A 23,924-nucleotide genomic window follows, 5' to 3' on the forward strand; every position below is an offset into this window, starting at 1 on the left:
ACCGTATCCTTCAATCAAGAATATTATAAGAATAAAAACAATGATTCCAACAATACTTAATCCGCTGAAAGCGAATCCAGCAAAGCCTTTTGAAGTGAATGCTGCAATAATTGAGAGTACGGATGCACCGCCGATAATTCCAGCGATAATACCTAAAACTGCATATAAAACTAATGCTTTAATATTACTAAATGGATATGCCAAAGCATCTCCGATAATATCTCCTACACCCATGTGTATCACCTTTTTTTTAATTTTTATTTATTAATAAATTAAACTCTTTTGAGTTAATTCAATTTTTATTACTCAATCAATATAAATATTTGGGTATAATTGGGTTTTGTTTCGAAAAAAAGTGAAAATATTGTGTTCAATTATATCATAAGTCTGTATTTTTTTAAGACTTTGTTGAGAATTTAATTAAAAAAGAAAATAGTGAGAAAAATATTCACATTCATTTTTTCACTTTTGAAATAAGTTTACATTCATTTATGCATTGAATATTATTTATATTTTGTTAGTTTTCTGCAATAAATAAGTAAATTTATGCACTAATTGTTAAATTTTTTAAAATCAATTCAAAATCGTTTAAAATAAATATAAATGATTATATATCAACTTTTCACATATAATTATTCATAGTGATAATTATGAAGGTTTTAAAAATTTTGATTGTCATGCTTATTTTGATAATGTCGGTGGGGGCGGTCTGCGCTGCAGAAAGCATATCCGACAATGCAATAGGTGATGACAGCAATATAATATTAGAAACGGTTCAGGAGGAATATCGCAACTTATGACGGTACGGATATTCTTGAAACCGCTCAGAATGACATCTACACAGCAAATGATGATTCATTCACCAACTTGACTGATGAAATAAAAAGTAAAGATGTTGTGGATTTGACTCACGACTACACATTCAACAATGGGACTGATGACCAAAGTGGAATTGTTATTGAAAAGGATAATTTTGTCCTTAACGGTAACGGCCGCACAATTGATGGAAACAACCAATCAAGACTATTCTCCATTACAGGAAACAATATAACATTGAATGATTTGATTTTAATCAACGGTAATTACGATATTTGTGCCGGAATACGTGTTGTTGGAACACTAACATTAAATAATGTTACTTTCATCAACAATTATGCAAAAGAACAAGGTGGAGCTATAGGAGTTAGGGATAGTTCAACCCTTATTTGTAATAATTGTAAGTTTATTGATAATTATGCCCAAAGTGGATCAGCCATTCTTGATGCAGATAGTGAAATAAAGCTTTACAATTCATACGTAACCTCAAAAAATTTCTCTAAAGCTTCTCAAATTTTCCTTTCACCAAGTTCTGAGCTTACACCAACTGAAATTTATATAGAAAACACTACTTTTGCTAATATTATTGCATCTTATGCACCGGCATTATATCTTAAATCTTCTAAGGCTTCAATAATCAACTCCAAATTTATTGATTTAAAAGCCAATATTACAGCAGGTGCAATCAGTACCAAATCTGGCGGAGAACTGTATATTGAGAATTGTGAATTCGAAAACGTTACCTCTTCCAAAAATGGAGGGGCCATTTATGCGGATGTTCCGGGAGATAATAAATATACCGGCACAATAACCATACTTGATACCAAATTTAAGGACACCTATTCTGAATTTGGTGGAGCATATGTCCAGTTGGGAGGAGATTTCGTGTTAAACAATACAGAATTCATAAACTCTCATGCCAAATATGACGGAGGAGCAATTTACCTTTCACATACAAATACTGAAATCAATGATTGTACCTTTGATTCAAATGGCGTCAGCATTATTGAAGGATATCCAACCTATGGCGGTGCAATATTCTGTGATATGAGCACATTAAATATAACTGGATCTAAATTTTTCAATAATGAGGCAAGTGCAGGATCTGCGATTTATGCATATGACTCTTCATATGGCATCAGGACTTCAGTATTTGAAAACAATACAAACCCGATTTACTCTGTTTTTGACAAATATATCAATATAGCCAGAAGCAATGTTTTTGTCAATGATGATAATATCTCACTAAACAACACATATTATGCAACAATAATAATTGGACAGGGCATGCAATTGGTATTGCTTAACAATACAATCAATATCACCACCATTCCGGATAAATTTGATTTACGTGACTACGGATGGGTTTCATCCGTTAAAGACCAGGCTTGGATGGGTGCCTGCTGGACATTCGGAATGACCGGTACCCTGGAATCAGCATTGCTGAAAGCTGCAAACATCACAACTGACTTTTCAGAAAACAACATGCAGAATACCATGCTGAAATATTCAATTTATGGCGGCCCTATAGTGGAAGGTGGAGCCAACGTTTTCTCCTCATCTTATTTGTTGAGCTGGCTTGGAGCATTCACACAGGATGCGGATGTCTATGATGAAATGGGAAAACTCTCACCTGTAATCACAACCATGGAGGATGTTCATGTTCAGGACGTGATGTTTACACCTAATACTGATATACCAAACGGCACATTACTTAAATTGGCAATAATGAAATATGGTTCTTTGGACGTGCCATTTTTCGGGCAATCCACATTTGATGATGTAAATCCTTATTATAATCCGGAAACCTGTGCACAATATACTAATGAATCATTAAATGCAACTCATGATGTTTCGATTATAGGATGGGACGATAATTATGATGCAAGCAACTTCCTAATTACTCCTCCTGGAAACGGTGCATGGATTGTCAAAAACAGTTATGGTACCGTATGGGGAGACAACGGATTCTTCTATCTTTCATATTACGATAAGACATTGATGAACTCCAAAGACGTGACAAATTATGGTACTTCAATAATAATTGAAAATGTCGAACCATACAATAAGAACTATCAATATGATATGTTTTGGGGAAGTGATTTCGTAGGCAATGGAACTGTAAAATATATGAATGTCTTTGAAGCATTGGATGATGATTTGATTGCTGGAGTCGGAACATACTTCAACCAAAGCGGCATCAATTATACTGTTGAAATTTATGTAAATGATGTGTTAAAATTAACTCAGGACGGAGTATCACCATATTACGGTTACCACACAATCAAATTGGATAGTTACATCCCAATTAAAAAAGGAGATGTATTTAAAGCTGTAATAACATCAAACGGCATGCCTAGAGTCGAATTGAAATATAGTAGAGTACATTATACTAGTAATATCTCATTTATATCCTTTGACGGAAAAACCTGGCAGGATGGTTATGACACAGGTGATATTGCATGTCTAAAAGTATACACTGTTGCTGATGACAGTAAAATCATCAACAATGAAAACATTACTGTTGACTATGACAGCGGATTCTACTTCTCTGTTAAAGTTGTAACCGCTGACGGCCACAGCGTTGGTGCAGGAGCAGCTGTCAACATTACAATCAACAGAAAAACAACATCTGCAATAACTGATGCTGACGGCATTGCTAAAGTTAAAATAACTGATGTTCCAGGAACCTATGATGTGACAACCACATACAATGGAAAATCAGTTAAAAACACCGTAACCGTAAAACAGGTGCTTAAAACAAGTAAAGGCACCGTCAAAAAGACTGCTAAGAAATTTACCTTGAAAGCAACCCTTAAAATTAATGGCAAACTCCAAAAAGGTAAAACCATCAAATTCAAATTGAACGGTAAAACCTACACTGCCAAAACCAATGCAAAAGGTGTTGCACAAAAAACATTAGGCAAAAAAGTCATCAACAAGCTCAAAAAAGGTAAAACATACACTGTCAAAGTGACCTACAAAAAAGACACAATAAAAACAACTGTTAAAGTAAAGTAGATAATTTATTATCTACTTTTTTCTATTTTTTATCTTAATTGTGCAAGAATACCTCAACTTCTTTTAAGTCGTGGATGAATTGCAGATTGGGTGTACTTTTGTAAATAGTTATTTTTAGGTTTTATTTTTTGATTTCACTGATTTTTCTCTATCTAATGTTGGGGGGGGGGTAATGTTAAAAAGTATATTATGTTTCCAACTGACCTGCTCAATACCAAAAAAACATATGTATCATTTACCAAATCAAAATATAGGAAACAATAGAGGGATATTATTAATAGAATTTTAAAGACTTTTGAAAAGTATTATTTCATAGTTGTTTTGATTGCAGTTGCAATTTCATGGGCTTATCCAAATTCATTTAAATGGGTTTTAAGTGAATATTCTGGAGTAAATGTGTTAAATTTACTTTTAAGTATTGTTATTTTTACTATGGGTACTACTTTAAAGGTTGAGAATTTTGTCGATGTATTTAAACATCCAAAAGAAATCATTACTGGTCTTTCAGCTCAATATATTGTCATGCCCATTTTAACATTTGTTCTTGTAAGTTTATTCTCTTTAGATGCAGGCTTGGCTGTGGGTGTTGTCTTAGTTGGCGCTGTTCCTGGAGGAACCGCTTCTGATGTTCTAACATTTCTTGCAGGTGGAGATGTTGCATTATCTGTTTCACTAACTGCAGTATCTACTTTAATCGCACCGATTATAACTCCAATAATTACATTATTAGTCATAGGCAATAATATACAGTTCAATCCCATAAACATGTTTCTCTCAATTGTTCAAATCGTAATCGTGCCTATTGTTTTAGGTTTGCTTTTAAATTATAAGTTTGAGAGTTTTTGTGAACGTTTAAAAGATTATTTGCCTGCCCTATCTGCATTGGTTGTTTGTCTGATTGTAGCGGGAGTTATTGGATCAAACAAACAGGCTATTTTAACTTCTTCTGGGATAATATTGGTTGTTATCATATTACAATATTTCTTGGCAATGGGGCTTGGTTTTGCTGCTGGTTTATTGGCTGGAATGGAAAGAAAACAAATCGTGACTATTGCTATTGAAATTGCATCTCAAAATTCCGGTTTGTCTTCAGCTCTTGCAAAAACACATTTCCCATCTCTAGCTTCTGCAACAGTTCCAGGGGCTTTATATTCGGTATGGCAGAATTTTATAGGCGCAATTCTAGCTTATATCTTTAAAAAATATTATATTTAATTTACTGGGAGTGCCTGGATGTCTAGGCATTGTATAATAGCTAAATGTACTAATATTTCTTATAATATATGGACAAGATTAACATGATTCATGTTTAGAGGCATCTAAACATTTTTTTTTAATTCTGTTATTTTAATCATGTTTCAACAAGCCGTATATTTCTCAGAAAAACATTCGTTTTAAATTTACTCGCGTAATTTCAAAATCCCTTTTTTACTAACTATGCTGCCGATTCCGGAGTTCTTTATCATTCTAAAGCATATTGGGCAAGGTTCAGCATCATCTATTTCTACCCAATCTCCCTCATCATACTTTTCCCCAGCCAGATAAATTGTGGACCCAAGCATTTCATTTCTACTTGCACTAATCATTGCATTTTGTTCGGCATGGACTGAAAAACAGTCATTGTAGTTGCCTGAATTGGATGGAAGGTTCATTCTTTGACAATTTCCTCTATCACAACAGTTTTCATCGCCTCTTGGATTTCCATTATAACCTGTACTGATTATTTCATCGTTATTGACTATTACCGCACCATAGCGTCTTTTTAAACAAGTGCTTCTTTTTGATACCGAAAGAGCGATATCAAGGTAATATTCAGTTTTACTCATACGATTTGCATTATTTTCATCTGCCATATTTTTTATCTCCTTTCCTTTAAAAATAAATATTTAAGAATTAACTTTATTTTCTTTGTATAATTGGTGAAAACATACAAAGAATTTACAAATAATTATTTTAATGTTTTTGTATAAATAGTATACTGAGAGTTAATGTAATAATTATCTTGTATAATATGGGTGAAATGCATTATCGACGATTTTGTTGGTTAAATAAGCGTTCTAGCATGTTTTAATGAGGTTACATATTATAAATAGAGATGTTAAACATATGATGAAAGGAAATGAAATTATGGGTATTGAAAATGATCAAAGTGATACAGTAAAGGATAAAATCAAAAGAATGTTTTCATTATCGGAGGATTCGGCATCAAATGAGGAGATTAGGTCACGTCTTTTGGATGGTGGACGAGTCACCGGAACGAACATGTGTGTGCTGGTATGTGCAATGGTAATAGCTTCTGTTGGTCTTAATGTGGGTTCGACTGCAGTGATTATTGGTGCAATGCTTATTTCACCTTTGATGGGGAGTATTCTCGCTTCCGCTTATGCAAGCGTATCTGCAGATTATCCGTTGCTTCGAAAACACGCATTGGGTTTTGGAGTGCAGATTACAATCAGTGTCACTGCGGCTATGATTTATTTCCTTATTTCTCCTGTTAAAGAGCCAACAGCAGAATTATTGGCAAGGACAGGGCCAACTTTTTTTGATGTGCTCATCGCATTTTTCGGTGGACTTGCAGGAATAATCGGACAAACCAGACAAGACAAGGTGAGTACTGTTATTCCTGGTGTTGCAATTGCAACTGCATTGATGCCTCCACTATGTACCTGCGGATATTCGATTGCAAACGGTAGATGGGATATGCTACTTGGAGCGGGGTATCTGTTCATCATCAATACGTATTTCATTTTCCTAGCATCAGGTATTATTTTGAGTGTTTTGAAAATCCCAAAAATAAGGGAATTGACAGAAAAAGAATGGAGAAGACGTCGTTTCAGGATGGTTCGCAATACAATTATAATTGCACTGCCCAGCATAATCGCAGTCTATTCCATGATGCATTAAGTTAAGTAAGTATTATGAAAATCTTAAGATAACAGATTAAAAAAATGAATGGGTGGATTATTAATTAAAATAGTCCGATTAAATCTATTTGATTGTAGCTTTGATTGTATCTTCATCCATAGCTTGTATGGCGATATATTTATCTCCATCTTGATATAGGAAACCAACATTGATTCTACTTGAAGCAGTGGCAAATGTACCAGTTTTATTATTAATTGTTTTATTTTCAAGTTTATAATCATCTGGGAAATCAGTTTCTGGAGTATCATTATAAACTATGATTACTAATATCTCATCGTCACTATTTTTAAATACTCCTGCATCATTTAGGGCAGAATCATCTTCAAAAGATTGTAAGAAAACATCAACTGACTCTTTATCGTAGGTATATCCTTCCGGGATATTAAATTCCACACCGCCAACAGTTTGGGTGTCTGCTGCACTAACGATTGCAATAGTGCTTACTGCTATTAATAAAAGCAATATTGTTAAGATTTTTTTGTTCATTGAATTCCTCCTTGTTATGGATATGTTTAGTTTCTGTGATATTAAAAGTTTTGAATATTATATAGAAATTTTTTAAAAAAATAAAATCGATGTTTATATATACATGTTTTTATATATCTTTAAACATCAATTAGGGCAAATATTGATTATTTTTTTTTTAATGGGTGATGTTATGAAGAATAAAAGGATATTTGGTTTATTAATGCTCTTTTCACTGATATTTCTCATTGCGAGCGTTTCTGCAACTGATGTAAATGATGTGGATAGTACTATAAACCAGGATTTAAACGAAGATGTAGATATAGTATCTAGTGTGGAATCTGAAACACTATCGGACACTCCAGGTACTTTTACAGATTTAAACAACGATATTTCGGGAAGTACAGTTATCTTAAAGAAAAGTTATGTATACAATCCAGAAACAGACGCTAATTTCACTGGAGGTATAGAACTAAATAATCCAATCACCATTGATGGTAATGGATTTGCCATTGATGGGGCTAATTTGGCAAGGGCATTTAAACTTATGGATGTAAACATTATCTTAAAAAACATAAAATTCAAAGACTGCTTTGCTAATGTTAGTCATGGTGATGATGGTGGTGCAATTTACTGCTACTATCCAAATACAAATGGATCAATAATAAACTGTGATTTCAATAACTGCTCTGGTCAAGATGGTGGGGCTGTCCGTTGGTTAGGTCTTAATGGTATCATAAAGGACTGTAACTTCACTAACTGCAGAGGTTCCAATGGAGGAGCAATTCACTGGCAGATGGCTAATGGTAATGTGGAAAACTGTAATTTCGATTATTGCTCTTCTATTGAAGGGGGTGCTCTTTCAATGGGCGCTTATGGAACTGTGAAAAAGTGTAACTTCAATCATTGTACTTCTAGCAATGAGGGGGCAATTGCCCTGTCTGGAAGTGATACTAATGTAGAAAACTGTAACTTTAATTACTGCTCTGCTTCATGGGATGCTGGTGCTATCGGGTTGACCAATGAGAATTGTGCTATAAATTACTGTACTTTCGCTAACTGTTTTGCACATACAGGTAACGGAGCTATCCACTGGTCCGGTAAGAAAGGTAATATAAATTATTGTACTTTTGATAACTGTTCTTCTGATATGGGTACTGGAGGTGCCATTGGATGGGGCAGTGTAGGTGCCATTAATAACTGTAATTTCATTAATTGTTATAGTGGTGATGGTTCCAGCGGTGGTGCTATCTCCATATCCACATTTGGTGTGGCTGATGTAAATAACTGTAATTTCACTAAGTGTTCTGTTGGTGCCAGTGCGGGTGCTATTTACATATACTCTGACAATAATAATGTAAATAACTGTAATTTCATTGAATGTAGTGCCAAATCATTTGATGGCGGTGCAATTTATGTACGTGGTTCCAACAACAGCATAGTTGATAGCAGCTTTAAAAAGTGTTCTGCCAAATATTGCGGCGGGGGAATCTATTTTGAGGGCGAAAATTGTAATCTGATTAATCCTTCCTTTGAAGACAATTCTGCAGTTTATGGGCCAGATTACTTCACTAAATATCCTCTCAACAACAATACAATTCCAGTTTCTAAAAAAACAGTGGACATCCAAGCCATTGGCGTAAGTACCGTTTATGGTGTTTCTAAAAATGTGGTTATAACTTTAAAAGATGCTGAAGGCAATTCATTATATGGAAAAGTGATTACAATTGTTTTAAATGGTAAACCTTGCAATAAAACCACAGATGCCTATGGTAAAGTTTCACTTGCAACCCCAACTAACCTGGCTCCAAAAACATACTATGCAACAATAACATTTGCAGGTGATGATACATATAGTGGCAAAACCACTTCAAACACTAAAGTGGCAGTTTCAAAAGCAACTCCTAAGATAATTGCATCTAAAAAGACTTTCAAAGTGGTAACAAAAACTAAAAAGTACACAATCACTTTAAATGTCAACAATAAGGTAATGAAAAACACAAAAGTTACTTTAAAAGTTAACGGTAAAGTATACCAGGCCACTACCAATAGCAAAGGTAAAGCAACATTTAAAATTACCAAATTAACTAAAAAAGGAACTTACAAAGCAGTTATAACATATAAAGGAGACAACTACTACAAAAAAGCAACTAAAAACGTTAATATTCAATGTAAGTAGATGTGGGTAACATCTACTAAATTTCTTTTTTTAAGTAAAAAATATTATATATTTGTCATAAATAAGTAGTATTTAGGTGATTTAAAATGAATTTTGAAGATATGGATTTTTGTCAATCTTGTGCCATGCCGATGGGTGAAGATGATTATGGGAGTGAAAAAGACGGTTCCAAAAGTAATGACTACTGCAAATACTGTTATCAAAATGGTGAATTTACAAGTGATGTAACTCTAGAAGAAATGATTGATTTTTGCGTTCCAAAAACCGCTCAGGCTACTGGAATGAGTGAAGATGAAGCAAGGAAAATGTCTGAAGAAATATTTCCAAAATTAAAAAGATGGATGAAATAATCATCCAATTTTTAAATATGAAAATAGTAAAAAGCAGTATATGGTTCTAGAATTTTTCTAAAATTCTTGCATATACGGCTTTTAGTTCATCATCTGATTTTTCATAAATTCTTTTTAGAATCAATTCTGGAGTACTTTTTGCAAGGAAATTCATTTTTGGTGTTCTATCAACAATTAAATTGTAGTTTTCATCTAATCCTTTAGCTTCAATACCGTCTACTCTGATATCTGTGTAGTTCATGAGTTCTCTTGCCATGTGTGTTACGATAACACCATAGGAATTAGATTCTTTTATCATATCTATAAATGTGGATATGATTTTAACTGCAGCATCAAGTTCGGTTATTCCTTCAAGTTCATCTAAAAGTACTAACTTTTCACTATTTGTGGTGACGATTGGTATGAACACGTTTAAGAATGATTCAAATGCTCCTGCATCTAGTGATCTTTTCTTTGAGAAATGATAAATTTCATCGAATAATTTAATTTCTGCTTTGTTTGCACTTACTGGAAGTCCCATTTGGGCCATTATTGATATTTGGGTGAGTGTTTCAAGAAGGGTTGTTTTACCACCGCTGTTTGCTCCAGTTAAGAGTGCAATGTTTTCATCTTTGGTTAATTGGTAGTCTACCTGTTGGACATAATCTTTGTCTTTTTTGAGTGCAAGTTCTAGGTGTAGTGCACCATCTAATTTTATTTCATCGCCGAATTCAGGTCTGCATAAGTCATATTCATATGCAAAGCTTCCTAAACTGAATTCATAATCAAATTTAATTGCATCTTCCACTTCGGCAATTGCTCGTTTTTTGATTGAATTTAACTCAATGGCAGCACTTTTTTTAATGTCGAATATGTCATTTTCCTTTTTGGAGGATTGTTCTAGGGTTACTCTTTGGATTTCTTGTTCATCAATTTGAATAGGATATGTTCGAAGGAATGGATCAAAACTTAGTCCTGTTTTTTCACGAATAATCTCCTTTCGTTTATTGATAATTTCGTCAAATATTTTGCTAATCTTTGGTGGGAAGTTGTTGTTTAATAGGTTTAGTATTTCATCTCCCTCAAGGTCAACTTGTTTTATGGATTTTTCTAATTCATCATCCATATCATCTTTTAGGGAATTAACAAGTTCTTCAATATTCACTTCCCTTTTATCAATAATATTCAGTTCATTGATGATTGGCAATATTTCTCCCAAAACGCTTTCTTTATTTCTAATCTTTTGGATTTCATGAACCTTGTTAAATAACTCCTGATTTTGAATAAAGAAGTTGATTATTTTTTCAGGAACTATTTCATAATCTTCTTCTTCGATATTAATCATTACTAGGTTTGGCATTCCTTCAAAATCGAGTATTCCTTGGGAATATGCATAGAATACTAAATCATAATTCATCATTTCTTCTTGAAGTAGTGGTGAATCGCTGGCTGTAATTATTGGATAGTATTGATTTAGTCCTAAATCGGTAAGGTAGGAATTATCTTCATCACTTTCAACAAGGATTGCCTTACTTGGATCATATTCAGGTTTTGCCTCTTCAACTTCTTTTAGATTTTTCATTAAGCCTCTTAGTTTAATGATTGGAAGTTGTGAGACATGTTCTTTGGCAGCCATTACAAAATCAAGTTGTGAATTTATTCTGTTAATGTCTTTTGAAGGGGAAAGCAGTAAAATCCTATTTTTCGAATATGATGTATTGGAATAAGATAATATTTTGTTTATGATGTCTTCATAGAGTTCTTGTGCTCGGTCACTTTTAATAAATTCATATTCGGGATTGTTCAATAGTTGATTCATTATTTCAATTGCTTTTCTCTGACTTATTCCTTCGATATTTGCAATCTTTTCAACATCTACATTGTCAACTATTTTTTGGAGTTCCTTTTCTCCCCCGACACTATTTATGATTTTTTCAGAGATTTTATCCCCTATTCCTTTAATATCTTGCAATGTGATTCTTTCCCCTTTCATATTACCAAACCCTTTTGTGTAACTATACTTTATAAATTAATATATATTCAAGCTTGCCGAGAGCATTTGTGAAGTAATATTAGTAGTTAAAAATAGTGTTTTTAGGACTAATTTTTAGCAATTCTTTTTTATTCATTTTGCCGTTAATTGCCTGATTATAAATATTAGCCATTTTATAGTAATTGTCTTCTTTGTATCTGCCATCTATTGAAAAATTGCAAAAACCAAGTTCTTTTAAGTAATTAATTTCATCTAAAAGTGAAAGTTCATGGTCACTAAAAATAATCAATTCTTCCTGTGAGATGCTTTTGTGGATTGCAAACTCATTACCTTTCCAATCAACCAAATAATTTTCATAATCTTTTTTAAGTTCTTTTTTGTTGAGTAGTGAATATCTTGTTTTCATTAACTCAACTGGGCATTGTACAAGTAATTCAAGCTTTTGCGGATTTTTAGAATATTTAATAATATCTTCATAGTCTGATTTTCTAAGTTCGGGGGATATGGTTATGATTTTGTAATTTTCAAGACTGTTTACGGATTCGTTGTTGGTGATGTTCATGGAATAAGGGCCGTATTCACCATTAAAATTATTGCTCATAATTGGAAGTGAATAATGCATTTTAGTTAAGATTGCACGTACCTTATTTAAAACTTTAATTAGATTGTCATGAGTAATATCTGGCCATTTCCAGATTAATTCATAGTCTTTATCCATTGAAATCTCTACTGCTTTTTTAATAAAATTTATCATGTAATTTAAATTGTAATTTGGCTTTGATTTAATGTCTAATGAATCATTTTCTGGAGGGATTTCTAAATAAACTCTTTTAACATTTTCAAGATGCTTTAAATGGTTTAGGTTATTTGTATAAAATGAAATGCTTGGAGTCAAATCATCTATTTTATTTTCTGATTTCTCCAATTTGATTATTTTAGATTTATGTTTGTATAGGTTGGAAACTTCCTTTTCCAGTTTTTCAAACAGATTTCGTCTAAGTTCGTTTAATTTACTAATTGGAATAAATAATGTTCCATCATAGTTTATGTTAATTTGTGTGATTTGAAATGGATAATTGTCAACTTTACTGAGCTGTTTTTTAACGGTCTCTACATCAACACTTTTTTTAAGAGGTTTTTCAAAAGGAGTACTTCCCCTAACCTCACATTCAATTGTTTTTCGATTTGCAAGGGCCAATCTTGCTTTCAAGTTTGGAAATTTATTTTTTAGGGAGAATGTAAGTATTAATTTTGATTTAACATAACTTGATCCTTTGTTTTCGATTTCTTTTACGGTTTTAGTTAGGTTATTCTTTTTTGTTAGATAAACATCGGAGTCATTCAAATCAAAATCGGCATTTTTATTCTGCCATACTTTTTTAACAATTAAAACCTTGTTTTTACGGGTTAAATCTTTGATTTCCTTATTTTTACCTTTGTTAAAGTGATTTAATGTTGTTATTAATGGATTTTGTGAGATCTCAAAACCATAATCATTGTCATTTTTTAGGATTAACAATCCATCACCTTTTTCAGGCATTGTTTTGATTGAATCATTTAATTTGATTGCCATTTGGGTTTTTTTACTGGATATGACTTTTCCAATCTTTAAACCAATGTGACCTGCACGAATGCTTCTTTTTGAAGTGTTGTTGAATTGGCCTTGGGTGAATCCTCTGTTAAACACCAAATCGATTTCCTCACTTCTGTGCGTTTTGCCGCTTTTTAATTTATTCAATGCTTTTCTATAGTTGCTTACTGCAATGGCCAAGTATTCTTTACTTCGCATTCTACCTTCGATTTTAATACATGAGATATTTAAATCAGATATTTCTTTTAAACTGTTGTACAAGCTTAAATCGCAGGGGGATAAATAGTAATCTTCTTTTTTGATGCCTTTGATTCTGTATTTTTGGCGGCAGGGTTGAGCACAAGTTCCTCTGTTTCCACTTCTACCTCCTTTAAAACTGCTCATTAGGCATTGTCCAGAATAAGAATAACATAACGCTCCATGAGCAAATATTTCAAGTTCCATATTGGTTTTAAGATTTCGTATTTCTTCTTTTCGCATTTCACGAGGTAGGACAACTCTTTTTATTCCCTTACTTTCCAGATAATTTAATTTTTGTTGGTTTTCACATGTCATCTGTGTTGAAGCATGAATTTTTAAATCGGGCAAATGTCTGTTTATCAGCTCAACCAAACCCAAATCCTGAACTAAAACAGCATCCACGCCCATTGCATATAACTTCGATAAATAATTTATAACGTTTTCAAGTTCACTTTCACGAATCAATGTATTGACGGTCACATAAACTTTAACATTGTGCATATGGGCAATTTTCACTGCTTCACGTAGTTCATCTAATGTGAAGTTGTCTGCAAACTTTCTCGCTCCATAATTTTTTCCAGATAAATAAACAGAACTGGCACCTGCATTAATCGCCACTTTCAAATGATCCATTGAACCGACCGGTGCAAGTAATTCAGGAATTCTCATTATTTGTCCTCGTGCAGTCTACCTTCAATATAATTGCCTTTGTTGATGTAGGATTGTGAGAAATCAATAATTTGGTATTTGTACTTGGTTAGCTCTTCTTGGTCTTTACCTTTAAGACTTTCATTGTAAATTGATAGGATTTGTGTGATGTATTTCTCATTGGAGTATCTGCAATCCAGAATAAGGTTGTCAAGACCCATTTCTTTGATTTCATTCATCTCTTCAATTAGGCATAAACAGTCTTTGTTGATGATGTGGCTTTGGCGTGAATAGTCGAAAAATACTTTATATTTGAATTTCTTTCTTTTTTTATCTTCCAAGGTTGCATAATCAGCATCATTTGAAATGATAAAATCTTTTCCATCATTTAGATTGGTAAAGTCATCTTTACTTACAATAACTTCAAGGTTTCCATTTACAATCATTTCTAAATCTATATCTTCCTGATTTTTATTGATTATTTCCTTAATTTCTTCACCTGAAAGTTCGGATGACAATATCAATGATTTGAATCCTGATTCTTTTAGATTTTTAACTGTAAATGAATTCCATACATTTAGATTATGATTTCCATAAATAGGACAATAAAATATCTCGCCCATTGCAGGGAAATCTCCCATTACAGAAATTATGATTCCTTCATCCTGAAGATCTTTTACAATATTATTGCATTTGATTGCATCTTCTTCGGATATGAATGAAGCTAAAACCCAAACAAGCTCAGTGGGGGATGCCATTAAGCTTGCTTCTTTTAATGTTTCTTTAATATTTGCAAAGTAATCCTCGGAATTGTTGTAGTGGCAATTTCCGTCAAAGTAAATTCTCTTCAAGTCAAAACCGGATATCGCTTTGATTTGTGAGGTGTCATCAATAAATACTGATAATTTAGGAGATTTATTGAGATTTTCATTTGAAACTTTATTATAATTGTCGTAAAATTTAGTTAAATCTTTCCTAACTTGTTTTACTGCCTTTTTGGTTGGGGTGTAGTGATTTATCAATAGACTTTCAGCATTATCAAGGATTTCACGTCTGATTTGGTTGATTTCACTTATAGGTATAAACAAGTCTTTTGGCATATTGTTGAAGCGAATATCTTCAATGTAGAATGGTGTTCCTCCAGTCTTTTTAAGTTGTTTTTCAATTGTCTCTTCAGTTACTGGCTTATTTTTAGCTTTTTCGAATTTTCCTATTGTTTTATGCCGGAAATTTATCAATTCATCGTCCAAATAGTATTCCACTTTTGTAAAGAGGTTTAAATCTTCATCCCATGTTAAGGATAAATTGATTCCAACATTATTTTTAATTGTTTCCTTTTCAAATTGTTTTAGATAATCGTGAGTTGATTTGGAATAGCTGATAAACACTTCAGTTCCAACCTTAACAAGTCTTGTGGTGTCAATAATAATCTCGTTTTCATCCTGTTTTATGATGTTTTCAAGATAAATTCCTTTGATTTTACCGTTGTATTTAAAAGCAATTCCATCTCCAGGCTCTAAAATAATTGGAATCTCTTTGTTTTTAATCTCAATTGTAACTTTAGTATCTTCAATGTTGGTAATATCTCCAATGTATAGTCCTTCATGGCCTGAACTACCTCTGCCCATTACCTGGCCAGGATTGTCTCCCATCATGTATCCATTTGTGAATTTCCTGTTAAAAACAAGGTGTAAATCTTTCTTATAGTCTCCAGGATTTCCATCAATGATGTTTCTGTAACTGTTTACAATTGTTCCAATGTAATCTCCGGATTTCATACGTCCTTCTAACTTAATGGATTTGACTCCTGCATCCGAAATCGCCTGTATGTTATTATATGTTGCAAGATCATGGGTTGAAAGCAGATATCCATTTCCTATATTGTATCCGCGGTATTTCAGGCGATATTCTCTTCTGCATGGTTGCGCACAAGCCCCTCTGTTACCGCTTCTTCCACTATTATAAGAGGACATATAACATTTTCCACTAACACAGTAACACAATGCCCCATGACCAAATACTTCAATATCCATATCTACATTGTCATTTTTAAGCCTTTGTGTTGTTCTTTTGATTTCTTCAATATTCACTTCACGAGGTAAGACGACTCTTTTAATATTATGTTCACTGGCCCATTTAATTGAGGGGTAGTTATTTAATCCCATTTGTGTTGATGCATGAACTTCCAAATCAGGAATAAATGTTTTTAAAAGCCAGATTAATCCAAAATCCTGTACAATAACTGCATCTACTCCAATTTGGTATAATTTAAATAAGTAATTCAATACATCAACAATTTCAAAATCGTTGACGAGGGTGTTTACGGTTACATGAACCTTAACACCATTTAAATGGGAATATAATACTGCCTTTTCGAGTTCTTCCATGGTGAAGTTTTTAGCATATGCTCTTGCACCGTAATTTTGCCCAGCAAGATAAACTGCATCTGCACCAGCATTAACGGCTATTACTAAAACATCATATGAACCCGCAGGGGCCAATAATTCTTCTAAAACCATTTTTTAATTACACCTTGATTGATTATTCATTTATATTTTTGTAATTAATTATATATTAAATTAAAACATATTCTATTTTATGTATATAGTATTTGAAGGAATTGATGGTGCCGGAAAATCAACACAAATCCAAATGTTAAAGGAATGGTTGGAAGCTAATGGATTTCGGGTTGAAACATTAGTCGAACCGACAGATTCCGAAGTCGGAAGATTAATCCGCAAAATCTTGCAACGTCCGGATGCCACATCTGATAATGTTCAAAAAACTTTAGGACTTCTTTTTGCAGCAGATAGGATGTTGATAATGGATAAATTAAATGATGAATCTAAAATAATCATTTCTGACAGGTCATTTATTTCTTCTCTTGCTTACCAAGAACCTGCTGAATGGATTGAAGTTTTAAATAGATATGCAAAAAAACCAGATTTACTTATTTTACTTGATTTGGATGTTAAAACATCTGTTGCAAGAACTTCAGGTGAAGATACCTTTGAAAATGAAGAATTTTTAACTGGTGTAAAAGAAAACTACTTAAAACTGGTTGAAAATTATGAACATCAGATAATCGATGCAAACAATGGTGTAAATAAAGTTTCTTCAGATATTAAAAAAGCAGTAGCTCCTTATTTGGGAATTTGTCCTGATTGTATATTATGAAAAAATAAGTTAATGGAGAATAATTATTCTCCTTCTAATTCTTTTAATCTGTCACGAATGGCGGTTTCTAAAAATTCTCTTACTTTTACAAGTTCATCGTATTCACCAAGTATTTTAGGACCCCATTCAGTTTGTTCTAATTTAATATCGAATTTTTCAAATGCATGGGCAAGCATTTGTTCGCCAACACCATTTGGCACGCCCATTTCAAATAATTCTTTTTCTTCTACCATTTAATGTTCCTCCATGTATTCTCTTACAGGAGCAAAGAATTCAATTAAGAAGTCTTTAATTCCATTTTTCAAATCCATTGGATGTAAATTACCTTCACTGAAGTCTTTAATTAACTCATCATGTGTTAATTCAATGTCTCCACCGAATTTTTCAGGTCTTTTAATAAGTAATGTATCTTGATTCGGGAAAACAAAGGTTTCTGCAATTTCTATCATTGGATTTCCTTCAACTTCTCCTTGAGGGCAGAAACTTTTCTTGATTTTTTTAGCAATAACTTCAACAGAATCATCTACTGCGATGTAGTTTCCTTTACTTGAAGACATTTTTGCATCACCATCAAGACCATGTAATAATGGTGTATGGATACAAACAGGAACGTTTTCACTGATTTTTTCTAAGTTTTCACGTGCCAACATTTGGATTTTTCTCTGTTCCATTCCACCAAGTGCAATGTCCACTTCAAGTGCGGCCATATCTACAGTTTGCATGATTGGGTAAAGTACACTGGCTACTTTAGGATTGTCATCTGCACGGCTTACTTGATCCATACTTCTTCTTGCTCTTTTTAAAGTAGTCATTGTAGCTAATTGATAAACTTTATCAGTGTATTCTGGGTCAAGTTGGAAAGAAGAACCTAAAACATATTCTGTTGTTTCATCCAATCCTAATGCTTGGAAACATTTTTTGTTGTACTCTGCGGTTTCAGCTATTTCTTCAATGGTTCCTTTTCCATTTAAAAATGCATGATAATCAGCTAAAAGGATTTTGATTTTAAAACCTAAGCTTTGCAATTGTTTTAATTTTTGCACTGTCACTGCATGCCCTAAATGGATTTTTCCAGAAGGTTCGTAACCAGTATAAGCTATAGGTTGGTCTTTAGCTAGAACTTCTTTTAATTCTTCTGTATCTATAACTTCTAAGGTTCCACTTTCGATTAATTGAATTTTTTCTTCAATATTCATTGTATCACGTTTAGTTTAATAAGTAAATGTAATCATCAATTTTTATGAGTTTTATTTCATCACCGATGTTGCAATCCATGAATTCATCTTTCATTTCCAAATCAACAGCGGAGTAATCGCTTGGATCTAGGATTTGAATCATTTTTGGAGATTTGGAGATTATGCTTGTTGTTTCTATTTCTGAAGCTTTTTTAACTAGTTGGATATCTTCAATATTTTTCATAGGAATATTTTGCTTCTTGTTTGTTAAAATATCTTCACCAACAACTCTATTTTTGTCAATACCTTTTATTTGTATTATTTTTCCTTCATATTTTACAAAATCATCAGTTTCAAATTCAGGAATTCTTATGGAAATCCAGATTCTATAAAGGCCTTTTCCGGTAGATTTGTCTTCACTGATAAGTCTTGGAGATTCTTTTATTGTTCCTCCAAATTCTTCTTTTAGTGCTTCAACAACTTTCCGGGCTGATTTTAAAGAACCGATGTAGTAATCATATCCTTCTTTTAGTTTAGCTATTTGAGGGCAATATGCTAATTTGTCACTTTTGCTTTGTTTTATTAATGTTCTCTCAACTATTTCATCAGCTTTTGAGTATTCTTCACTTTTAATTTCTCTTTTATCAGCTCTTAATTGAATCACTGCTTCATAATAACCAGCTTGCAGTTTGCTGCATGTTGGACACACTGTTTTTAGGATTTTAACTTCACTGTCATGGGTTTCTTCAATTTGTGTTCCATGAACTTCTCCCACAACTTCAACAAAACAGTTAGCTATTGTACCTCTCATTTGGTCAATTTCAAGGTTTATGATTTCGTTTTCCACTTCATCAGCTATTTTTATGTTTCTCTCAAGTGCTCTGTAGATGATTTCTTCTTCAGGGATGTTTTCCTCAGACCATTTTCCCTCTTCAAGCTTACTGTTACAGTGGCTGCAGATTTGCACTTCTATTCTTTTTGGGATTTCAATCATCTGGAAATCTTTTAAAAAACAGTCTATGCAAATGTCTCCAACCATTTCTTTATCAGTACTTCCACACTCGGGACAAAACATAGTATCAATAAAATAAGTAAAAAAAGGTAAAATTATAATGATTTTAAAGGTGCTGTTGCACCGCATGCAGCACATTTAAGTAAGAATATTCTACCTTCTCTGATAATTCTGGTATCTGGTCTGTTACATTCATGACAAATAACATATTTGTCCACATAATCTTCAATTCTTTCATTGATTAAGTAATGAGTAAATTTACCTTGTAAGATTGCTCTTTGACCTTCAATATTTCCTGCAGTACCTAATTCCCTCATTAAGAATTTTAATAAGTGTTGAGGGTCTCTGTTTAAACCTTCTGCAACATCTTTAAAGTTTTTAATGAATGTTCTATTACCTTGGATATCTGAATAAGCTTTAGGAATTTTGAATCTTTTGTGTTCAAATACTTCAGGAGGTAATTGGTCTATTGCTCTTTCTAATAAGTCTTCGTATTTATCCATATTATCTCTCCAAAAATTAGTATAAGTATAATATATTAAATTTTATTTTAATCCTTTATTAATGTATTGTATATATGGAATATTTTTAGAAAAATTTTAAAAAAAGTAATAGAATATTTAGGCTACACGCCTAAAGTATCCTGTACGAGGCTGATAAATAACTCCTTTTTGGACTAAGTTTCTAACGATTTGTTCTGTTTTATCTTCACTTACGTTGTATTTATCACTCATATTTGATATTAATACATTTAGGGGAGCATCTCCAGCATATTCTTCCTCAAGTAACTTAATTTCTTCAGTTACTCTTTGGATTTTGTCCCTGTCTGATTTTGGAGTTCCACCACTAACGATATCAGCATCCATTTCTCCGGTTTCAGGGTCAACACCAACCTCTTTAAGACAAGACAATTGTAATCTAACTGCTTTTTCAGCATCCTCTTTATCAACAGTTTCTTTAAGTTTGATTTTAGCACAAGCTTCTGCTAAACGAATAATAGCTTCGAGCTGTCTTGCAGTAATTGGAACGGCACCTTGTTCTTCTGGATTGCTGTTTCTGGTACTTACATAAAACTCTTTTAACACTTGGTTTGCAGCATCGGTTAGTTTAGGGTTTGCATTTTTACGAGCATAAGCAATGTATTTTCTAAGCAATTCAGGCTCAATTTCATAATCAATAGTATTTTCTTGGTGTATTTTTAAGATGTGGTCTGCTAATTCTGAATCTCCTTCTCTACTTGGTTTATCTTCAATTACAAAGATTAAATCGAAACGAGATATGATTGGTGCAGGCAAGTCAATTTGTTCTGCAAGTACCTTATATCTGTCAAACCTTCCGAATTTAGGGTTTGCAGCTGCAAGAACGGAACATCTTGAGTTTAATGTTGCCATAATTCCTGCTTTGGCGATACTTACGGTTTGTTGTTCCAGAGCTTCGTGAAGTGCAGATCTGTCTTCTGCCCTCATTTTGTCCAACTCGTCAACACATACGTTACCTTGGTCCCCAAGTACTAATGCACCTGCTTCAAGAGACCATCCGCCAAGTTCATCTCTAACTGCAGCAGCAGTTAATCCTGCGCCTGTTGTACCTTTACCACTTGTATAGATACTTCTTGGAGCAAGTCTTGAGACGTATTTCAATATTTGGGATTTACCAATACCTGGGTCTCCCACAATAAGAATGTGGATATCTCCTCTTAGTTTGGTTTCATCCTCAAGTTGTTTTGCAGATCCTCCAAACAATTGTAAAGCAATAGCTTCCTTTACATCCCTATATCCTTTAATTGAAGGGGCTGTTGATCTAATAATTTTTTCATAAATGTGTGGGTCTTTAGATAATTCAAGAATTTGTTCTTCATCTTCTTCTGAAAGTTGTAATTCTTCAAATTCCTGTTCTAAAGGTTCAATATGATTAACATAAATATAATTTTTGAATTTACCGCTTCGCTCTTCTCTAAAAGTTTTTAAAGTTCCGGTAATTCTTACTTTATCACCAGGATTTAATTCATCTACTAAATCATCTTCTAAAACCATTAACATTTGTTTTGGTTCGGTTCCTCCTGATAAATTCTCTAAAGGTTCTTGCATCCTAGCAGTTTGTGTATCAATGTATTTTGATTCCTCTTGAAGTAATCTAAAAGATCTTCCTCCACATTCACTACAAAGTGAAGGTTCTATTATTCTATTTCCAGAACTTTGTTCAACTTCATGTAATCTCATACAACCCCTACACTCGAAAACACCAGTTTCGATACGAGGCCTTATTTCATCGGTTTTTCTTACAATACCATCTGCAGCAACAAATGTTCCAATGTATTTACTTAAAAGAGTTTTTAATGGGATTATATTAGAAAGATTTTCAAAACGAATGTTGATGTCAGCATCCTTAACGAGGGGGTCAATATTTTTTATAGCTATTTGGGCAGCTTCAATAACTTCCTCTGGTTTCTCAATTAATAAATCTGCTAAATCTGGATCGAATACTTCTAATGTTTGATAATCTACATTAAGTGATCTTTCATCAGGATATTTTTCAAGGACTTTGAATACATCGTCCTTATATAATGTTGCAAAAAATTCCTCAAATTTTGCAATTGATGTTTGTGATTTAGTAGTAGAATTCATTAAAATACTATTAATTTTTCATTATTTAAAAAATCTTTTATTTTGCAATTGATGGGTAAAAATTATATACTTAAATTAATAAAATAATACTAATAAATTTTTATAAATGAGGTTAATATGAGAAAATCTAGACTTAGCTTATTCAAATCCACTTCAATGTTAATTTCTATTCTTGGAATTATTATGGTAATTTCAACAATCATTGTAGTGGCTTATGTTGGTTATAGTATTGTTTCATCAGGTATTACAAATGAAATATCATCTGGTACTCAATATGACGAACTTGCTGAGCTCAAATCAGCTTATGATGACTTGGCAATGAAGTTTGATAGTGTAAAATCAACATATTATGCTAGTGGCTCTGACCAGATTAAAGAGTTCAATGATGCTAAACTGGAGTTGACTCGGGCAGAATCGGCAATTGAAAATGTTCAAAGTGCTCTTGATGCAGGCAAACCATCTAATGAAGTTGATAGCCGTATTGATTTTGCAAAAGAAAAACTCAAAGTAGCTAATGAAGCATATAACAATTTATAACTATTTTTTCTTTCTATTTTTTTTGTGAGGCATATACTCAAGGCCTACAACATACATTTCAGAACTTTTTTTACGTGATGATGCGGGTTTTGTTGTTCTTACATGTCTGAACTTGCCTTTAAGTGAATCCAGCATTTCTTTATATTCTGGACCTTGGAATACTTTCATAATAAGGTTTCCTTTTGGTTCTAGGATGTTCTCGGCTATTCCAATAACAGCATAAACCAAATCAATTGATCTAAGCTGGTCAATATTTTTAATTCCTGAAAGTGATGGTGATGCATCAGACATTACGACCTTAGCTTTCCCTCCGATGATGCCCATTATCTTTTCTTGGACCTCGGGGGTTGTGAAATCTCCTCGGATTCCATAATAGTTTTCCTCATGGAATTTTTTAAATCTGTTTAGGTCAACGCCAACTACAATTCCTTCTTCACCAACTTTTTCCAAGGCTACTTGAGACCATCCACCAGGGGCTGCTCCAAGGTCAACAACGGTGTTTCCTTCTTTTATTAGTTTATATTTCTTGTCAAGTTGTTTGAGTTTATATGATGCTCTTGAACGGTATTCTTCTTTTTTAGCTTTCTTGTAATAGGGGTCATTATGTTTTTCTACTTGCCATCTGCTTCCCATTTTAATCCCTCTTATATTGGTCAAAATCAAGTGCACTGCATACTGGTGAGCCAATTTTAACAATTTCCACATCAACTGCTTTATCATTAACTTCAAGTATCATTACAGTTCTATCAGCAAGCCTTGGAACAATAGGGCTTCCAGGATTAAGCAACAATACTCCATCTTTTTGCTCTATTTTTGGCTGATGGGAATGGCCTGAAACTAAAATATCAACATTCAATTCTTTTGCCAGATATAATAATTGGTCACTATCTGCTCTGGGATAAACTTCTCCATGTATCACGCCAATTTTTAAACCTTCTGCTTCAATAATTTTGGCTTTTGGTAGGTCAATTCCATTAACTCTATCCATATTTCCCTGAACGGCCATTGTCGGTGCGATTTGTTCTAGTTCATCAAGCACTTTGGGTGAGGTCAAGTCACCTGCATGAAGTATCAAATCAACATCACTAAAAGCATCAATTACATTTTGAGGCAGTATCCTTGCTCTATCTGGGATATGAGTATCTGAAATCAAGCCAATTAACATTTTTTTCATTCCTTATTAATTCAATTA

General features: G+C 33.0%; 21 protein-coding genes. 8 read left to right on the forward strand and 13 right to left on the reverse strand.

What is annotated here, in order from left to right; genetic code table 11:
* Positions 1-234, reverse strand: a 234-nt coding sequence (locus tag ACKI32_RS07690; protein WP_407414012.1) for a hypothetical protein, incomplete at its 3' end; no start/stop codon positions are given.
* A gap of 416 nt (positions 235-650) precedes the next feature.
* Here ACKI32_RS07690 and ACKI32_RS07695 point away from each other — a divergent pair.
* The 3 genes from ACKI32_RS07695 (at position 651) to ACKI32_RS07705 (ending at position 5,052) form a co-directional block, all read left to right on the forward strand.
* The gene (locus tag ACKI32_RS07695; protein WP_407415117.1) at positions 651-800 is read left to right on the forward strand and encodes a hypothetical protein; all 150 of its coding nucleotides are present in this window, start codon (positions 651-653) and stop codon (positions 798-800) included.
* Between the two features lie 67 nt (positions 801-867).
* Positions 868-3,837 (forward strand): C1 family peptidase, encoded by a 2,970-nt coding sequence (locus tag ACKI32_RS07700; protein ID WP_407415119.1) that lies wholly within the window; start codon positions 868-870, stop codon positions 3,835-3,837.
* Between the two features lie 282 nt (positions 3,838-4,119).
* Positions 4,120-5,052: a bile acid:sodium symporter family protein gene (locus tag ACKI32_RS07705; RefSeq protein WP_407415167.1), complete on the forward strand. Its 933-nt coding sequence runs from the start codon at positions 4,120-4,122 to the stop codon at positions 5,050-5,052.
* A gap of 185 nt (positions 5,053-5,237) precedes the next feature.
* Here the strand turns inward: ACKI32_RS07705 and ACKI32_RS07710 are convergent, their stop codons facing one another.
* On the reverse strand, positions 5,238-5,690 hold the full coding sequence (locus ACKI32_RS07710) for a deoxycytidylate deaminase (RefSeq protein ID WP_407415121.1): 453 nt from the start codon (positions 5,688-5,690) through the stop codon (positions 5,238-5,240).
* A 253-nt stretch (positions 5,691-5,943) separates the two neighbouring features.
* Here ACKI32_RS07710 and ACKI32_RS07715 point away from each other — a divergent pair, with 253 nt between their 5' ends.
* The gene (locus tag ACKI32_RS07715; protein WP_407415123.1) at positions 5,944-6,741 is read left to right on the forward strand and encodes a DUF389 domain-containing protein; all 798 of its coding nucleotides are present in this window, start codon (positions 5,944-5,946) and stop codon (positions 6,739-6,741) included.
* A gap of 84 nt (positions 6,742-6,825) precedes the next feature.
* Here ACKI32_RS07715 and ACKI32_RS07720 read toward each other — a convergent pair whose 3' ends face one another.
* Positions 6,826-7,248 carry a hypothetical protein gene (locus ACKI32_RS07720; RefSeq protein WP_407415125.1) on the reverse strand — a complete coding sequence of 141 codons (423 nt, stop codon included), beginning with the start codon at positions 7,246-7,248 and terminating at the stop codon, positions 6,826-6,828.
* A 172-nt stretch (positions 7,249-7,420) separates the two neighbouring features.
* Between ACKI32_RS07720 and ACKI32_RS07725 the strand changes: the two genes are divergently transcribed.
* Together ACKI32_RS07725 and ACKI32_RS07730 are read left to right on the forward strand one after the other, a co-directional pair.
* Positions 7,421-9,406 (forward strand): hypothetical protein, encoded by a 1,986-nt coding sequence (locus ACKI32_RS07725; protein WP_407415127.1) that lies wholly within the window; start codon positions 7,421-7,423, stop codon positions 9,404-9,406.
* A gap of 86 nt (positions 9,407-9,492) precedes the next feature.
* Positions 9,493-9,756 (forward strand): zinc ribbon domain-containing protein, encoded by a 264-nt coding sequence (locus ACKI32_RS07730; RefSeq protein WP_407415129.1) that lies wholly within the window; start codon positions 9,493-9,495, stop codon positions 9,754-9,756.
* 46 nt (positions 9,757-9,802) lie between these two features.
* On the opposite strand, the gene ACKI32_RS07735 is transcribed toward ACKI32_RS07730, so the two are convergent.
* The 3 genes from ACKI32_RS07735 to ACKI32_RS07745 all read right to left on the reverse strand — a co-directional run bounded on the left by ACKI32_RS07735 (position 9,803) and on the right by ACKI32_RS07745 (position 16,726).
* Positions 9,803-11,728 (reverse strand): MutS-related protein, encoded by a 1,926-nt coding sequence (locus ACKI32_RS07735; protein ID WP_407415131.1) that lies wholly within the window; start codon positions 11,726-11,728, stop codon positions 9,803-9,805.
* Between the two features lie 79 nt (positions 11,729-11,807).
* On the reverse strand, positions 11,808-14,228 hold the full coding sequence (locus ACKI32_RS07740; RefSeq protein WP_407415133.1) for a U32 family peptidase: 2,421 nt from the start codon (positions 14,226-14,228) through the stop codon (positions 11,808-11,810).
* Complete coding sequence (locus tag ACKI32_RS07745; RefSeq protein ID WP_407415135.1) at positions 14,228-16,726, reverse strand: DUF3656 domain-containing protein; 2,499 nt, start codon at positions 16,724-16,726, stop codon at positions 14,228-14,230. Before ACKI32_RS07745 ends, ACKI32_RS07740 begins: the two co-directional genes overlap by 1 nt.
* 79 nt (positions 16,727-16,805) lie before the next feature.
* On the opposite strand from ACKI32_RS07745, the gene tmk reads away from it, so the two are divergent.
* Entirely contained in the window at positions 16,806-17,384 is a 579-nt protein-coding gene (gene tmk / locus ACKI32_RS07750) for a dTMP kinase (protein ID WP_407415137.1), read from the forward strand.
* 23 nt (positions 17,385-17,407) lie between these two features.
* On the opposite strand, the gene ACKI32_RS07755 is transcribed toward tmk, so the two are convergent.
* The 5 genes from ACKI32_RS07755 to mcm form a co-directional block, all read right to left on the reverse strand.
* Positions 17,408-17,617, reverse strand: coding sequence for a hypothetical protein (locus tag ACKI32_RS07755; protein ID WP_407415139.1), 210 nt, complete (start codon positions 17,615-17,617; stop codon positions 17,408-17,410).
* Positions 17,618-18,580 carry a tyrosine--tRNA ligase gene (locus ACKI32_RS07760; RefSeq protein ID WP_407415141.1) on the reverse strand — a complete coding sequence of 321 codons (963 nt, stop codon included), beginning with the start codon at positions 18,578-18,580 and terminating at the stop codon, positions 17,618-17,620.
* 10 nt (positions 18,581-18,590) lie between these two features.
* On the reverse strand, positions 18,591-19,634 hold the full coding sequence (locus ACKI32_RS07765) for a 60S ribosomal export protein NMD3 (RefSeq protein ID WP_407415143.1): 1,044 nt from the start codon (positions 19,632-19,634) through the stop codon (positions 18,591-18,593).
* 32 nt (positions 19,635-19,666) lie between these two features.
* Entirely contained in the window at positions 19,667-20,074 is a 408-nt protein-coding gene (locus ACKI32_RS07770; RefSeq protein WP_067040760.1) for a translation initiation factor IF-2 subunit beta, read from the reverse strand.
* A gap of 117 nt (positions 20,075-20,191) precedes the next feature.
* Complete coding sequence (gene mcm / locus ACKI32_RS07775; protein ID WP_407415145.1) at positions 20,192-22,195, reverse strand: minichromosome maintenance protein MCM; 2,004 nt, start codon at positions 22,193-22,195, stop codon at positions 20,192-20,194.
* A 117-nt stretch (positions 22,196-22,312) separates the two neighbouring features.
* Between mcm and ACKI32_RS07780 the strand changes: the two genes are divergently transcribed.
* Complete coding sequence (locus tag ACKI32_RS07780) at positions 22,313-22,732, forward strand: hypothetical protein (protein ID WP_407415147.1); 420 nt, start codon at positions 22,313-22,315, stop codon at positions 22,730-22,732.
* Here the strand turns inward: ACKI32_RS07780 and ACKI32_RS07785 are convergent, their stop codons facing one another.
* Complete coding sequence (locus tag ACKI32_RS07785; protein ID WP_407415149.1) at positions 22,733-23,365, reverse strand: RlmE family RNA methyltransferase; 633 nt, start codon at positions 23,363-23,365, stop codon at positions 22,733-22,735.
* A 1-nt stretch (position 23,366) separates the two neighbouring features.
* Entirely contained in the window at positions 23,367-23,906 is a 540-nt protein-coding gene (locus ACKI32_RS07790; RefSeq protein ID WP_407415151.1) for a metallophosphoesterase, read from the reverse strand.
* Between the last annotated feature and the right edge of the window lie 18 nt (positions 23,907-23,924).

This window comes from Methanobrevibacter sp. (assembly GCF_045611865.1).
Taxonomy (GTDB): Archaea; Methanobacteriota; Methanobacteria; order Methanobacteriales; family Methanobacteriaceae; genus Methanocatella.

What these genes read in the sequence shown, in the direction of transcription:
- ACKI32_RS07695 (WP_407415117.1), top strand. Translation starts at nt 651, where the DNA reads ATGAAGGTTTTAAAAATTTTGATTGTCATGCTTATTTTGATAATGTCG.
- ACKI32_RS07710 (WP_407415121.1), bottom strand. Translation starts at nt 5,690, where the DNA reads ATGGCAGATGAAAATAATGCAAATCGTATGAGTAAAACTGAATATTAC.
- ACKI32_RS07715 (WP_407415123.1), top strand. Translation starts at nt 5,944, where the DNA reads ATGATGAAAGGAAATGAAATTATGGGTATTGAAAATGATCAAAGTGAT.
- ACKI32_RS07720 (WP_407415125.1), bottom strand. Translation starts at nt 7,248, where the DNA reads ATGAACAAAAAAATCTTAACAATATTGCTTTTATTAATAGCAGTAAGC.
- ACKI32_RS07725 (WP_407415127.1), top strand. Translation starts at nt 7,421, where the DNA reads ATGAAGAATAAAAGGATATTTGGTTTATTAATGCTCTTTTCACTGATA.
- ACKI32_RS07730 (WP_407415129.1), top strand. Translation starts at nt 9,493, where the DNA reads ATGAATTTTGAAGATATGGATTTTTGTCAATCTTGTGCCATGCCGATG.
- ACKI32_RS07735 (WP_407415131.1), bottom strand. Translation starts at nt 11,728, where the DNA reads ATGAAAGGGGAAAGAATCACATTGCAAGATATTAAAGGAATAGGGGAT.
- ACKI32_RS07740 (WP_407415133.1), bottom strand. Translation starts at nt 14,228, where the DNA reads ATGAGAATTCCTGAATTACTTGCACCGGTCGGTTCAATGGATCATTTG.
- ACKI32_RS07745 (WP_407415135.1), bottom strand. Translation starts at nt 16,726, where the DNA reads ATGGTTTTAGAAGAATTATTGGCCCCTGCGGGTTCATATGATGTTTTA.
- tmk (WP_407415137.1), top strand. Translation starts at nt 16,806, where the DNA reads ATGTATATAGTATTTGAAGGAATTGATGGTGCCGGAAAATCAACACAA.
- ACKI32_RS07755 (WP_407415139.1), bottom strand. Translation starts at nt 17,617, where the DNA reads ATGGTAGAAGAAAAAGAATTATTTGAAATGGGCGTGCCAAATGGTGTT.
- ACKI32_RS07760 (WP_407415141.1), bottom strand. Translation starts at nt 18,580, where the DNA reads ATGAATATTGAAGAAAAAATTCAATTAATCGAAAGTGGAACCTTAGAA.
- ACKI32_RS07765 (WP_407415143.1), bottom strand. Translation starts at nt 19,634, where the DNA reads ATGTTTTGTCCCGAGTGTGGAAGTACTGATAAAGAAATGGTTGGAGAC.
- ACKI32_RS07770 (WP_067040760.1), bottom strand. Translation starts at nt 20,074, where the DNA reads ATGGATAAATACGAAGACTTATTAGAAAGAGCAATAGACCAATTACCT.
- mcm (WP_407415145.1), bottom strand. Translation starts at nt 22,195, where the DNA reads ATGAATTCTACTACTAAATCACAAACATCAATTGCAAAATTTGAGGAA.
- ACKI32_RS07780 (WP_407415147.1), top strand. Translation starts at nt 22,313, where the DNA reads ATGAGAAAATCTAGACTTAGCTTATTCAAATCCACTTCAATGTTAATT.
- ACKI32_RS07785 (WP_407415149.1), bottom strand. Translation starts at nt 23,365, where the DNA reads ATGGGAAGCAGATGGCAAGTAGAAAAACATAATGACCCCTATTACAAG.
- ACKI32_RS07790 (WP_407415151.1), bottom strand. Translation starts at nt 23,906, where the DNA reads ATGAAAAAAATGTTAATTGGCTTGATTTCAGATACTCATATCCCAGAT.